Source organism: Hymenobacter citatus (assembly GCF_014333615.1).
Taxonomy (GTDB): domain Bacteria; phylum Bacteroidota; class Bacteroidia; order Cytophagales; family Hymenobacteraceae; genus Hymenobacter; species Hymenobacter citatus.
Window position 1 is genome coordinate 119,682 of sequence record NZ_JACSCY010000003.1, and the last position, 14,675, is coordinate 134,356.

Annotated in this window: 10 protein-coding genes; 6 read left to right on the forward strand and 4 right to left on the reverse strand. The window is 54.8% G+C overall.

Translation table 11 applies throughout. The features are described 5' to 3' along the window. Positions 1–124 precede the first annotated feature (124 nt). The 4 genes from H8B15_RS04850 to H8B15_RS04865 all read right to left on the reverse strand — a co-directional run bounded on the left by H8B15_RS04850 (position 125) and on the right by H8B15_RS04865 (position 7,026). On the reverse strand, positions 125–3,562 hold the full coding sequence (locus H8B15_RS04850) for an efflux RND transporter permease subunit (protein WP_187318817.1): 3,438 nt from the start codon (positions 3,560–3,562) through the stop codon (positions 125–127). A gap of 101 nt (positions 3,563–3,663) precedes the next feature. Next, positions 3,664–4,809, reverse strand: a complete 1,146-nt coding sequence (locus tag H8B15_RS04855) for an efflux RND transporter periplasmic adaptor subunit (protein WP_187318544.1) — start codon at positions 4,807–4,809, stop codon at positions 3,664–3,666. 41 nt (positions 4,810–4,850) lie between these two features. Then, a complete protein-coding gene (locus tag H8B15_RS04860; RefSeq protein WP_187318545.1) occupies positions 4,851–6,395 on the reverse strand; it encodes a TolC family protein in 1,545 nt (514 codons plus the stop codon). Positions 6,396–6,414: 19 nt separating this feature from the next. Then, the gene (locus tag H8B15_RS04865) at positions 6,415–7,026 is read right to left on the reverse strand and encodes a TetR/AcrR family transcriptional regulator (protein ID WP_187318546.1); all 612 of its coding nucleotides are present in this window, start codon (positions 7,024–7,026) and stop codon (positions 6,415–6,417) included. 210 nt (positions 7,027–7,236) lie between these two features. On the opposite strand from H8B15_RS04865, the gene ispF reads away from it, so the two are divergent. The 6 genes from ispF (at position 7,237) to H8B15_RS04895 (ending at position 14,637) form a co-directional block, all read left to right on the forward strand. After that, entirely contained in the window at positions 7,237–7,716 is a 480-nt protein-coding gene (gene ispF / locus H8B15_RS04870; RefSeq protein WP_187318547.1) for a 2-C-methyl-D-erythritol 2,4-cyclodiphosphate synthase, read from the forward strand. 158 nt (positions 7,717–7,874) lie between these two features. Next, positions 7,875–9,563: a M28 family peptidase gene (locus H8B15_RS04875; protein ID WP_187318548.1), complete on the forward strand. Its 1,689-nt coding sequence runs from the start codon at positions 7,875–7,877 to the stop codon at positions 9,561–9,563. Positions 9,564–9,686: 123 nt separating this feature from the next. Beyond that, the gene (locus H8B15_RS04880; RefSeq protein ID WP_187318549.1) at positions 9,687–11,057 is read left to right on the forward strand and encodes a LutB/LldF family L-lactate oxidation iron-sulfur protein; all 1,371 of its coding nucleotides are present in this window, start codon (positions 9,687–9,689) and stop codon (positions 11,055–11,057) included. A gap of 361 nt (positions 11,058–11,418) precedes the next feature. Then, a complete protein-coding gene (locus H8B15_RS04885) occupies positions 11,419–12,504 on the forward strand; it encodes a glycosyltransferase family 2 protein (RefSeq protein WP_187318550.1) in 1,086 nt (361 codons plus the stop codon). Beyond that, positions 12,494–13,351: an ABC transporter permease gene (locus H8B15_RS04890; protein WP_187318551.1), complete on the forward strand. Its 858-nt coding sequence runs from the start codon at positions 12,494–12,496 to the stop codon at positions 13,349–13,351. The genes H8B15_RS04885 and H8B15_RS04890 overlap by 11 nt, the downstream gene beginning before the upstream one ends. Positions 13,352–13,356: 5 nt before the next feature. Next, positions 13,357–14,637 carry an ABC transporter ATP-binding protein gene (locus H8B15_RS04895; RefSeq protein WP_187318552.1) on the forward strand — a complete coding sequence of 427 codons (1,281 nt, stop codon included), beginning with the start codon at positions 13,357–13,359 and terminating at the stop codon, positions 14,635–14,637. Positions 14,638–14,675 lie beyond the last annotated feature (38 nt).

A 14,675-nucleotide genomic window follows, 5' to 3' on the forward strand; every position in this document is an offset into this window, starting at 1 on the left:
AGAAACACCGCAGTTGCAGCAACCGGCAGCGGTCGGGGCCGATTCTTACCGGCTGCTACCCCTTAGAGCAGGCAACAGCCGGTAAGGTTGGTTACGCTGGCGTGAAATTACTGTGAAATACTGATTACGCTTCGGCCAACACCGGCGGGCGGGCAGCGCGCACCTCCTCCGCATCAGCCGGGGCCTCGCGCGGAGCGTCGGGGTCGACGCCCGTAATCTTGGCCCGTAGCCGCTCGTTGAGCAGGTACATCACGGGGACTACCAACAGGGTGATAATGGTTGCAAACACCAACCCGAAAATAATCGTCCAGGCCAGCGGCCCCCAGAACACCACCGATTCACCACCGATGAAGAAGTTGGGGTGGCCGGAGTTGAACAGCTCGTAGAAGTCAATATTCAGACCGATAGCCAACGGAATCAGGCCCAGGGTGGCGGCCGTGGCCGTCAGGATTACCGGGTTCAGACGCGTGCGGCCGGCCAGAATAATAGCCTCCCGCAGCTTCATGCCCTGCGAGCGGAGCATATCGGTGAATTCAACCAGCAGAATACCGTTTTTCACCACAATACCGGCCAGGGCAATAATCCCTACCCCGGTCATCACGATACTGATGTTCATGCCCGTGATGGCCAGGCCCAGCATTACCCCAATCACGGAGAAAATGATTTCGGTGAGAATGATGATGGGCTTGCTTACGGAGTTGAACTGCGTCACGAGCACCAGGAAGATCAGGCCGATGGCGCCGATGGCCGCAATGCCCAGGAACGAGCTGGTTTCCTGCTGGTCTTCCTGCGCGCCACCCATCCGGATGGTGTAGCCGGGCGGGGTAGGGAAGGATTTCAGCGCCTGCTCGATGTTGCGCACCACGTCGGGGCCGGTGTAGCCGCCCAGCACGTTCGAGGAAATCGTAATCACGCGCTTGGTGTCCTTGCGCTTGATGCCGCCGTAGGTGGTGCCGTATTTCACATCGGCCACCGACGAGATGGGCACCTGGCGCACCTGGCCAGTCGCGTCGCGGAAGGTCAGGGGCGAGTTCAGGATGGCGTCCACATCGTTGCGGTAGGGCTCAGCGTAGCGCACCTGAATGGGGTACTCATCGTCGGGGGTTTTGAATTTGCTGGCCTCGAAGCCGTAGATGGCCGTGCGCACCTCGGAGCCAATCTGGGCCGTGCTGATGCCCTCGCGGTTGGCGCGGGTCCGGTTGATGTCAACCGCAATTTCGGGGTTGCGGTCTTCCAAGTTGGAACGTAGCTGCTCGATGCCGCCAATGTTGAGCGAGTCGACGTAGCGCGTTACTTTCTTGGAGAGCTTGGCGAGGGTAGGATAGTCATCACCAGCCACCTCAATGGCAATTTCCTTACCCACAGGCGGGCCGCTGGCTTCCTTATCCACCGAAATTTCGGCGCCCGGAATACCTTTCACCACCTCCCGAATTTTGTCCATGTACATACTAGTAGCCGGACCAGTCCGCTCACTGGTTTCCTTGAATGCCACGCCAATCTTCGCCAGGTTGGACTGCGACACGCCAGTGGCCGTGGCTTCGCCAGGGTCACCGGCACCAATGGCCACGTTGGTAATCACCGATTCTACATCGTGGTTGTTGCGGCCGATAACGCCGTAGATGCGCCGCTCCAGAATGCGGGCCACCGAGTCCGTTACCTCTACCCGCGTGCCCACCGGCATTTTCAGGTAGGTATAGATGAATTTGGGGTCACCGCTGGGGAAGAACTCCACCTTGGGCGAGCGGGCGCCTACCGCCATGAACGCTACCACAAATAGGACGATCATGCTCACCATAATAGCTATCGGCCAGTTGAGCGCCCAGCGTACCAGGCTTTGGTAACCGTTCTGGAAGCGCGGCAGCACTTTCGTTTGGAACCCGGCAATCAGCTTCACCAACACATAGTTGTTTAGGAAGATGAAGGCCAGCAGCGTTACCATCAGATTGCCCAGGAAGGTAGAGCCGCTGATGTAACCAATGACGGCAATTACGGCCACCGCGCCAATCGACAGCTTCGCCAGTGTAGACAACTCGCTCCAGGCCACCACTTTGCCGCCGTGGTTTTCCTCGCGTTCCATAAACGACACGGCAAATACCGGGTTCATGATGAAGGCCACGATGAGCGACGACATCAGCGTGAGAATGAGCGTGACGGGTAGGTAGAACATGAACGAGCCCACAATACCGGGCCAGAACATCAGCGGCACGAAAGGCGCTACCGTGGTGAGCGTACCGGCCAATACGGGCACAAATACCTCACCAGCAGCGTATTTAGCGGCCTGGGCCGTGGTCATTTCGGGGTGTTCGTGCAGCAGGCGGTGCGTGTTTTCGATAACCACAATGGCGTCGTCCACCACAATGCCCAGCGCCAGCAGGAAGGCGAAGAGCACAATCATGTTCAGCGAGAAATCCAGGGTAGGCAGCAGCACGAAGGCCAGGAACATCGACAGCGGCACCGACAATCCCACGAACAGGGCGTTGGTGGTACCCATGAAGAACATCAAGATCAACGTTACCAGCAGGAAGCCGATGATGATAGTGTTGATCAAGTCGTTGAGCGTCACGCGGGTGTCGTTCGAGGTGTCGCCCGTCACGGTGATGGTCAGCTCCTTGGGTAGGGTTTGCTCGGCATCGGCAATAATCGTTTTGATCTTATCCGAGGCCTCAATCAGGTTTTCGCCCTGACGCTTCACCACGTTCAGCGTAATGGCGGTTTTACCATCGAGGCGGGCGTAGGATTCGCGGTCTTTGAACGCATCCGTCACGGTAGCAATATCGCCGAGGCGAATGGCCGAACCGTTCAGGTTCTTGATCTGGATATCGGCAATGTTGGCGGCGTTGGCGTACTGACCGGCCACGCGCACGGCGCGTTTCTGGTTGCCCACGTCCACCGAGCCACCCGAGATGGTGATGTTCTCGCGGGCAATGGCATTGCTGATGTCGGTGAAGCTGAGGCGGGAAGCGCGCAGGCGGTTCAGGTCCACGTCCACGTTCACTTGTTGCTCCAGGGCCCCCACAATGTCTACCCGTGTAATTTCGGGCAGGGCCTCAATCTTGTCCTGGAAGTCGTCAGCGTAGGCTTTCAGCTGGCTCAGCGGCAGGTTGCCGGCCAGGTTGATGTACATAATCGGCTGCTCCGATATGTTCACTTCCTGCACCGTGGGCGGGGTAGGCAAATCATTAGGCAACTCGGAGCTGGCCTTGTCCACGGCGTCCTTGATGAGCTGCTTGGCGTATTGCACATCCACGCCGGAGTTGAATTCTACGTCGACAATGGCGTAGTCCTGGTTGGAGGTGGAGTTGATTTTCTTCACCCCGTTCACGCTCTTAATCTCCTTTTCGAGCTGGCGCGTCACCAAGTTTTCAATATCGGTAGGCGACGTGCCGGGGTACACCGTGGCCACGATAATGCGCGGAATCACGATATCCGGAAACTTCTCCTTGCCGAGCTTGATGTACGCAAATACCCCCGCGATGCACAAGATCAGCGTGATGATGTAAATGCTCGTCTTATTGTTGATGGACCAACTGGTGGGCCCAAATTCTTTTTCTATATCCTGCATACTGGTAGGCGTAGGGGCGGCTGGCAGCCGCCCGTCGTTATGTATTCGCACGTATCCATTCTACCGACCTTCGTTCTACGACGGGCGGCTGCAAGCCGCCCCTACAGTGAAACGACCTGACCGGGGTTTAAATTCTGATAGCCTGCAGATACTACCTGGTCGTCGGCTTTCAACCCGCTGGTTACCTCCACTTTACCGTTGTACGTAGCGCCGGTTTCGATAACGCGCTTGGCGGCTATTTTCTGCTGGCCTTTGTTTTCGACCACGTACACGTAGCTGTTCTGCTCGTCGCGCTGCACCAGGTCTACGGGTAGCACGGTGGCGTTCTGTCGGTTATAGTTCTGGATGCGTACGGTGGCCACCATGTTGGGGCGCAGCTTCACAGCGGCTGAGCTATTCAGGCGCAGCTCAATGGTGAATGTGCGGCTGGTGGGGTTGATGATGCTACTGACTGTGCGCACCGTGGCGGAAATATTTTCCTCGCCCATGTCGGGGATGCTCACTAAGGCCTTGTCGCCGGGCTTGATGTTATTGGAGTAGGCTTCCGAGATGTCGGCCACAATCTTGCCGCTACTGCCGCTGAGCAGGCGCACCACCGGCGAGCCAGGCCCCGACGACTCCCCTACCTTGGCCGGCACATCATCCACGGTGCCCGCGAAGGGCGCGCGCACGTTGTACTGGTCGCGCTGGCGCTGCTGGGTAGTCAGGTTGTTCTTGAGCGCCTCGTAGTTGTTCTTGGCTTGCAGATACTGCACTTCCGTCCCGATTTCCTGGTCCCAGAGGCGCTTTTGTTTCTCGTAAATCACGCGGGCCAGGTCCATGCGGGTGCGCAGCTCAGCAATGCCGGATTCCAGCACGGCCGCGTCCAGGGTAGCCAAAATCTGACCTTTGCTCACCCGGTCGCCGCGCTGCACGCGGATGCTGGTGATGGTGCCCGGCGCCCGCGGCGACACGTTGGCATTCTCATCAAAATCGGCCCTACCTTGCACTTCCAGGTAGCTAGCAAAGTTTTCGGGCTGCACATTTAGTACCGATACGGGCACGGCCTGCGCGGCGGCTTGCGCTTCCTTGGCGCCGGTTTTGGCTTCTAGGTCCGCAATTTTAGCTTGGGTAGCTGCCTGCTCTTTTTTGAGTTCCGCCAACCGGGCGGCCGGGTCTTTGTCGCCCTGACCGCAAGCGGCCAGCAGGCTCATCAGGCTGATGGCTAGCACCGGACGGCTAGCAGTTGTAAAGAAGGAGCGTTTCATATAGGAGCGGAGGAGTATCTTGAAAAAGGGCCAGTGACTATTTATTTGTTATAGAGTGTGCCGCTGGCTTTGTCGTAATCTACTTTGGCAACCAGCGCATCGTAGAGCGCTGAGTAGTAGTTGGTCTGCGCCTGGCGCAGGTCGGTTTCGGCCGTAATCAGCTCCACGTTGGAGCCTACCCCTTCCTGAAACTTGATTTTGGCTACCCGCGCTACTTCCGTAGCCAGGTCTAGGTTGGCGCGCTGGTTGGCCAGCACATCTAGGTCGTTTTGCAGGGTGGTCTGGCTCTGGGTGCGTTGCAGGTCGATGGTCTGCTGGAGGGTAGTGAAACCCGTATTCACCTGTTTCAGCGTCAGGTTAGCCGTTTGCACCTGATATTTCTTGCGGAAGCCGTCAAACACCGGGATTTGCAATTGCAAGCCCACGTTGCCGAAGGCAAACCAGTTCTGGTTGGGAAATCCCGTTTTCGGATCTGTCGAACCTGTTCCGCGGAACTCCATTAAGGTAGGCAGCGAGCGAGCCGAACCCAGGAAGCCGTAGGCCCCAATCAGGTTGAGGGTAGGCAGGTAGCCGGCTTTCTGGTTGCGCACATCCAGGGCCGCCAGGTCGCGCTGGGTTTCCAGCACCGAGTACTCGATGCGGTTTTGGTAGTTGAAATTGGCGTCGGCTTGGGTCAGGCTCTGCTTGAGGCGCTCAGCATCCAGCACGGCCGTGCTCAGCGAATCGGTGAGCTGCACGGGCTGACGTTGGTCGAGGCCCATCTGAAACTTCAATAGTGCTACGCTCAGATCAATCAGACGCTCAGCGTTTTGCTGCTCAATGCGCAGGTTGTTGCGCTGCACTTGCAGGCGTTGCACGTCCAGCTTCTCGGCAAAGCCAGCCTCAAACGTCTTTTGGGTCTGGTACAGCAGCGTATCGAGGCGGGCCACGTTGCGCGATAATAGCTCCAGCCGCTGCCCGGCTACTAGCGTGCTATAATAGGCTTTCGATACCTGCTCTACCACGTCGATTTCGCTTTGCTTGGTCTGCTTCACCGACAACTCCTGATATACCTTAGCCGCTTTCAGCCCCAGAAGGTAGGAGCCATTGAATAGCTGCTGCGAAGCCGAGGCAGAAGCATTGCCTTGCCACTGAAAGCCTAGCGACAGTGCAGTAGGCGGTGCGGGCACATACGGGTCATAAGTAGGCGAGAGCGTCACTACCTGTCCGTTCTGTGCATTCGCAACAGCTTCTGGCGTGAGGGCAGCACCCGTTAATGGACCTTGACTGCCCCCAAAAGCGCCAAAATCAACCAAGGAGCGTTGCAGCTTGTAGTTATCCGTCACGGAGGCTGCTACGTTTACCTGCGGCAGGCCTTGCGCCTTCACCTGCCCTACCCGTGCGGCGGCCAGCTGCTGGTCGATGCGCGTGGACTGAAGCGTGGATTTATTCTTAACGGCGTAGTCGATGGCCTGGGGCAACGACAACGCCAGAGGCGCGTTGGTGGCAACGGGCTGACCAGTGGCCGGCGTTTGGGCCAGCATCTCGTGCAAGCTCAGGAAACCCAGCACTGCGAGGAGCAGCAATAGGCGGCAAATGTTTTTCATATAGGGAAAGAGAAAAAGGCTATTCGGCTTCCGTTACCTGACGGTACTGGTTGATGAGTTTATGGCCTTTGAGAGACGATATGCCTAGTAAAAAATGCTCCAGGCACACAGTGTGCAGCTGAAGCAGCTCAAACTGCCGGTGCGGGAAAATATCGGGGTTGAAGCAGAGGTCTATTTCGGCGAGGCGCAGGCGCCCCAATACAGCCAAGTCCAGATCCTGGCGGTACACGCCTTCGGCCATGCCCCGCTCCAGGTTTTCAATTACCTTTTGTAGTAGGAAGTTTTTTTTATGCTCTTCAAACAGCGCCCAGGCCTGTGGGTGGTATTTCTGCAAATCGTAGAAGATGCTGGGGTGCAACTCGCTCAGAAACTGCCGGTGCCATTGCATCAGCTGAAACATTTCTTCCAGTGCGTTAGCAGCCCCTTTGGTAGGAACTTCGCAGGTTGATTCCTGTATCAAGTGCTGTTGGATGGATGTATGCACAATCTCATCCTTGTTGCTGAACCACTTATACAAGGTCTTCTTCGACATAGCCAGGTGGTTGGCAATGTCGTCCATCGATACGCTGCGAATGCCGTTGCGCATAAACAACTCCCTGGCAGCGTGTAATATCCGGTCTTTCGTTTCCATACTCACGCTGCAAAGATACACCGGAAACTTTAATTGACTCCAAAGTTTCCGTCTGTTTTTTTCAGCGGCTCCTTACTATATGCTGGGGCAGACGGATGGCACTGCGTAATATTTTACCATTGCTATACTTTTTTTCGTTGCGCGCCCATACAGGCTGAGTCTGGCGAGGGCCGTATCTTGGGCCTTCATTTTCTATTCCTCGCTTTTCCTATGAAAATCCGAACCGGCTTCGGCTACGACGTTCATCAGCTCCGGGAGGGCCTACCCTTCTGGCTGGGCGGTATTCAGGTGCCCCACACGCACGGCGCGCTGGGCCACTCCGACGCCGATGTGCTTATTCACGTTATCTGCGATGCGCTGCTGGGCGCCGCCAACCTGCGCGACATCGGCTTTCACTTCCCCGACACCGACCCGCAGTACAAAGGCATCGACAGCAAGCGCCTGCTGGCCGAAGTGGTGCGCCTGTTGCGCGAGAAAAACTATCAGATCAGCAACATCGACTCCACTATCTGCCTGGAAGCCCCCAAAGTAAACCCGCACATCCCGGCAATGCAGCGCGTGCTAGCCGAGGTGATGGGCATCGCCGAAGACGACATCAGCATTAAAGCTACCACCACCGAAAAGCTGGGCTTTGTGGGTAGGCGTGAGGGTGTAGCGGCCTATGCCTCGGTCCTGATTGTGCAGCAGTAACCGTTGGTTACGAACGTCATTTCGAACGCAGTGAGAAATCTCGCGTGCTGGCATTGAGTTACTACCTCTCATCAGCACGCGAGATTTCTCACTGCGTTCGAAATGACGTTCTATCAAATAACGTTCTCCTAAAAAACGAAGACTCTAAGAACTAACTAATGAATAAACCCTCTCTCCTGACCTTGCTGCTAGCAGCGTGCTGCACCACGGCCAGCGTGGCGCAGCAGCCCAAAAAAGTCAAAGTAAAGCACAAGCGCGGCGCCCAAACCGAGGCACCTACCACCCCACCACAGCAGTCGGCCCCGCAAACGGTGCTACCCGCCGGTTCCGACCTGGCCGCTACCTACGCCCAGACCATCACGCAGGAAGACCTGCGCAAGCACCTGAGCATCATTGCCTCTGATGCGTACGAGGGCCGCGAAACCGGCGAGAAAGGCCAGAAAATGGCCGCCGAGTACATTGCCAACCGCTTCAAGGAACTGGGCCTGACTGGCCCGGTGCAGGGTTCCGACAATCCCTACCTCCAGCATTTCACGATGGAGCGCAGCTCCTGGGCCGACGGCGCTACTCTGAAGGTGGCCGGCCAGACCTACCAGTGGCTCCAGGATTTCTACGGTATGGGCGCCTCGCCCTTCCAGCAGGAAACCACGGTGCAGCCCGTATTTGTGGGCTACGGCATCGAGCAGGACGGCTACTCCGACTACACGGGTCTCGACGTGAAAGGGAAGGACCTGATTATACTAATCGGGGAGCCGACCAATGCCCAAAACCAGCCGCTGCTTGGCAAAGATGGCAACCCCAGCAAGTGGGGCACCGATTATCGGGCCAAGGCTGCCTTGGCCATCCAAAAAGGGGCGCGCAGCGTGTTTTTCGTGGATTTCAACCCCAATAGCAATTTCCAGAAGCTGGCGGGCCGGATGGCGGGCTACGTGAACCGGCCGAGCATTGCGTTTAAAGACGCGCAAAAAACGCCGCGCGCTACCATGTTTTTTGTATCGCCAGCGGTAGGGTACAAGATGCTGGGCACCACGGCGGCGGCCGTTACCAAGTATCAGCAGAGCGTGAGCAAGGCCGGCAAGCCGGTGGTAGCGCCCTTCAAGCCTACCAAATTTGCCATCAAAGCGCCCCGCAAAACCGAGGATTTCACCACCGAAAACGTGCTAGGCTACCTCGAAGGCACCGATAAGAAGGATGAACTGCTGGTGCTCTCGGCCCACTACGACCACATCGGCATCACGAATGGCGAGGTAAACAACGGCGCCGACGACGACGGCTCGGGCACGGTATCAGTGCTGGAAATGGCCGAGGCCTTCACCAAGGCCAAGGCCGACGGCCACGGTCCGCGCCGCAGCATCCTGTTTCTGACCGTGACGGGCGAAGAGAAAGGCCTACTGGGCTCAGAATACTACACCGACCACCCCGTGTTTCCGCTGGAAAGCACCATAGCCGATCTGAACACCGACATGGTAGGCCGCACCGACAAGGAGCACGAAGGCCAGCCTACCTACGTGTATGTGATTGGTTCCGACAAGCTCTCCTCTGAGCTGCACACCATTTTGCAGGACGAGAACAAGAAGCACGACAACATCAACCTCGACTTCCGCTTCAACGACCCCCAGGACCCTAACCGCTTCTACTACCGCTCCGACCACTATAACTTTGCCAAGCATAAGGTGCCGGTGGCGTTCTTCTTCAACGGCGTGCACGACGACTACCACGGCGCCGGCGACGAGGTAGAGAAAATCGAGTTTCAGAAGATGGAGCCTCGCGCCCGCCTGGTGTTCTACACCGCCTGGGACCTGGCCAACCGGGATAAGCGGATTGTGGTAGATTCCAACAAGCCATAGTTTTAATTTTTTGCGCGGAGTGCGCAGCGTTTGGGGCGTCTGTCTGTTGGGTCGGCAGTTGAGTCCTTACCAAACAGACGCCCCAAAACGCTGCGCACTCCGCGCAAAACAAAACCCAACATCATGAAGTCCACCCAATTCCTCACCGATTCGGAGTCGAAAGCCTTTGACCTGGAGCACCGTCGTAAGATTCGCTTCAACATTGGCAAGTACAACGCGGCTGTACAAACCGGCCTGGGATTCTACGAGGACCACGAGCTGGCGCGGGAACGGGCGTCCTACCTCAAGGCCAAGGTGATGAACCACCTGGACGAGTACCTGCTGGAATTTGAGCGCAATTTCACGGCGCGGGGTGGCAAAGTGATTTGGGCGCAGGACGCGCAGGAAGCCCTGCTGGAAGTGGGCAAGATTATGGCCCGACGCAAGGCCCGCACGGTGGTGAAGGCCAAGAGCATGACTACCGAAGAAATTCACCTAAACGATTTCCTCGGCAAAAACGGCATAGACTCTATCGAGACTGACCTGGGCGAGTACATCGTGCAGTTGAACGGTGAGCGGCCCTACCACATCGTGACGCCGGCCATGCACCTGAGCAAAAAGGACATTGCCGACATCTTTGTGAAGCACTTAGGCATTGAGCACACCGACGATGCCCAGCAGCTGGTACTCACGGCCCGCCACCTCCTGCGCGACAAATACACGCAAGCGGAGGTAGGCATCACGGGCGGCAACTTCCTGATTGCGGATACCGGCGCCGTAGCCGTGACCGAGAACGAAGGCAACGCCCGCTTGTCGGCCACTTTTCCGCGCACGCACATTGCCATTGTGGGCATCGAGAAGGTGATTCCCAAGCTTCAGGACCTGGATTTGTTCTGGCCCCTGCTCAGCACCAGCGGTACCGGCCAGCAGGTAACGGTATATAACACCATCTATACCGGCCCGCGCCAGCCACTCGAAAAAGACGGCCCCGAGGAAATGTACGTGGTGCTGCTCGACAACGGCCGCACCAACCTGCTGGCCCAGCCCGACAAGCGCGAGGCCCTGCACTGCATCCGGTGCGGCGCCTGCCTCAACGTGTGCCCCGTCTACAAAAACATCGGCGGCCACACCTACGAAACCACGTATTCCGGCCCCATCGGCTCCGTTATTTCGCCCCACCTCTCGGGCCTAGCCGAAAACAAGCACTTAAGCTACGCCAGCAGCCTGTGCGGCGCCTGCACTTCGGTGTGCCCGGTCAAAATCAATATTCACAACTTACTGCTCAAAAACCGCCAGCAGAGCGTGCAGGAAGGCCATGTCGACTCGGAGGAAACCCGCGCCATTTACTTCTGGAAACTGGCCATGCTGAACCGGCGCCTGCTGAACCTGCTGCCCGCCCGCGCTAAAAACTGGGCCCTGTTCCGGATGCTGACGCTGGTAGGCTGGAACAAGCGCCGCGAGGCGTTGGAGGTGGCGCCCAAGTCGTTCAATAAACTGTGGCGGGAACGGCGATAGACCCTGGTCGCATAGCTACCTGCAAGCAGTGGCTCTATACTCCTATTGTGCTATAACACGCTAGCCAGTGCGCGTTCAAAAGAGCCATAGTCCGTATAAGGGCAATCGGGAGCAGGCAGGTAATACCTTGACCTTTTGCAAGTAGAACACCAGTATTGCCCGTTGTGAGGAAAGCACAACTCGTCTACCTTAGCCACATCACCTTTATATTTTTTAATAATATCAATATTTAATTGACTATTATTCATAGATTGGCTGTATATTTCCAGTCAGTTGACGCTTTATCACACCTATTTTCCTGGTATTTGAGCGGATAACCCGCCTGATTGCTTGGGTAAGAGTATAAAAAATCATATTTATAATGCGTGATTCTTCCTTAGAGCAAGGGGAGGCCTTTGTACGTATTCCCAAGCAGCCACCTCGCATCCTGCCCACTGCCCCAGGGAGCAAGCGCTATACATGGTCGGTCATGATTCCGGCCTATAATTGCATTGCTTATCTGCACCATACGATTACCAGTGTACTAGCCCAAGATCCAGGGGCCGATGTGATGCAGATTGAGGTAGTGGATGACTACAGCACAGATGGCGACGTGCAAGCCATGGTGTATGCATTAGCTAAAGGCCGCGTCAGCTACTACCGCCAGCAGCACAACGTGGGCAGCCTACGCAACTTTGAAACCTGCATTAATCGGGCACAAGGAGAGTGGGTGCATATTTTACACGGAGATGATGTAGTGGAACCAGGCTTTTATGCAGAGATTCAACACCTCTTCACCCAGTTTCCTGAAGCTGGCGCGGCCTTCACTAATTCTTCCTTCATCGACGAGAAAGGAGAATTTCTGATTGGCAAAAAGCCCCTAACAGAGCAGCCTGGGTTACTAGAAAACTTTGCGGTAGAAAATGCCAAATACCAGCACCTCGACCCACCCTGTATGGTGGTGAAGCGCAAAGTATACGAACAGCTGGGAGGCTTTTTTGCTGTGCACTATGGCGAAGATTGGGAAATGTGGACTCGGATTGCCGCTCATTTTCCAGTAGCTTATTCTCCCAAATGTTTGGCTGGCTATAGAACGCTGCAGCGCGATAATATTACATCCAAGTCATTTATGTCTGGGCAAAATATTGCCGACTCCCTTAAAGTAATACAGATTATACAAAATTATTTACCAGACAGTGAAAAAGCTACTTGTAAAAAGATAGCCTTACAGAGAGCGTCTATTTACATAGCACATATTGCTAACGGATTGTATTTGCGAGATAAACCGGCCGCCTTCCGACAACTACACGGTGCGCTGCAAATGGATCAGAATCCAAAAACCATTTATTTAGCCGTAAAATTATACATGAAATACATTATACAGTATAAATATATTCATCGCTATTTTATTCAAAATAAATATGTAGCAACTGTACTTACTGCCTTAAAGAAGAAATATGCCAACTAAAGAGAACACCAAGTGGGACTGGGAAATCACTGGCAAAAGCAACTGGTGGGGAAATAGCTTTACGGAGCTATGGCTGTATCGCCATTTGGCGGTAGGCTTCGTACGTCGTGATTTCTTATTGATTTATCAGCAAACTGTATTAGGGCCCTTGTGGGTGCTACTACAGCCTATTCTCACTCTGTTTACATATGTACTGGTTTTTGGAAAAGTAGTCGGTATTTCTACGGGTGGGCTGCCGCCTGTATTATTTTACCTGGCAGGTATCGTGCTCTGGAATCTATTTAACGACACGTTTCTGGGTATTGCTTCTACCTTCCGGGAAAATGCCCAGCTATTTAGTAAAGTGTATTTCCCGCGTTTAATTGTACCGTTTGCTCGTTTGAGTGGTTACCTCTTGCACTTTGGTATTCAGTTCGGATTGCTTCTGTGCGTGCTGCTCTATTATTTAGTTTTCCAATCTATTAAGCTACCTCCCGCAAGCGGTTTATTATTAGTACCTGTCTGTATTATCTTAACTGGGCTTTTGAGCCTAGGCTTGGGCTTACTATTTTCTATCATCACTGCCAAATACCGTGATATCAGCTATATTATCAGCATGGTAATTCGGCTATTTATGTTTTTAACACCTGTTATTTATCCTGTGAGTTATGTTTCGGATAAATGGCGCTGGCTGGTAGAACTAAATCCACTGACTCCGCTTTTTGAATTATTTCGCCTGGCTCTTTTGGGAGAAGGATTAATTACGATAACACAGTTTGTCTACAGTTGTGTTTTCACTTTCGCAGTGCTCATTGTTTCTCTGTTGATTTTCAATAAGCAGAGCGATAAACTCATTGATATCATTTAATACGCATGGCTGAAACCGTTATACAGGTCGAGAATTTATCGAAGTTGTACCGGCTGGGTTCAATCGGCACAGGCTATTTTTTGCAGGATATCCAACGCTGGTGGACCACTGCTGTGCGTAAAAAGCATGACCCTTTTTTTGGGTTAAACCCCTCCGACAATGCTCCGCCCAGCCAAAAGGGTTTGTGGGCGCTGCACGACGTTTCGTTTGAGGTAAAGCAAGGAGAAGTACTGGGTATCGTGGGGCGCAACGGGGCCGGCAAATCAACGCTGCTCAAGATTATATCCCGCATCATTCGCCCTACACAAGGCGCCATTCGGGGTAGGGGGAAGATCAGTAGCTTACTGGAAGTAGGCACTGGTTTCAACTTGGAGCTGACGGGCCGGGAAAACATCTACCTCAGCGGCTACATCCTGGGCATGACCAAGGCAGAAATTCGATCCAAGTTTGATGAGATAGTGGCCTTCGCCAACCTGGAGCAGTTCCTGGACACGCCCGTAAAGCGCTACTCGTCTGGCATGTATGTGCGCCTGGCCTTTGCCGTAGCCGCCCACCTCGAACCCGATATTCTGATTCTGGACGAAGTGCTAGCCGTTGGCGACGCCGAGTTTCAGAAGAAGTGTTTGGGCAAAATGAACGAGGTATCCCGCAACGAAGGCCGCACCATTCTCTTTGTGAGCCACAACCTGCAAGCCATCCTCAACATCTGCGACACTGGGCTGTGGCTTGAAAAAGGCAAAGTGAAACAACTAGGCCCTATTTCTCAGGTAGCAAATGGGTATCTGACGGATGCACAGAAGTTTAAATTCAGCCAGCATTGGCAAACCCCTGAAGAAGGCCCAGGCAATGAGCTGATTCGTTTCAAAAAGGTAGAGCTGGTTCCGCAGTTGTCGCACCCGGACGCACCGCTGGACATTCGTACACCCCTGGCCGTGAAGTTTCAGTTCTGGAACCTGAGTGGCGAAGCGCACCTCAGCACTAATCTGGTTCTGTTTTCCTACGGTGGCGAGTGTATTTTCGACTTGGCCTCGCCCAACGTCTTGTGTCAGGAGGGCGTGGTGGAAGGCGAGTGCATCATACCTGGCAACTTCCTCAACGATGGATCCTACTTCATCTCGCTTTACGTGGTGAAAGACACGGCTACCCCGCTCTATACCTATGAGGAGTGCTTGTCCTTTGATCTGGAAGACTACCGGGGCGACATTCGCTGGTACGGCAAGTGGTGGGGAGCCGTGCGGCCTATTTTTCCGTTTCGGCTGGAGCAGGCTGAGCCCGTGCTCTACTAATTTTTTTCCTCACCAGAACCATTCGCTATTGTACCACC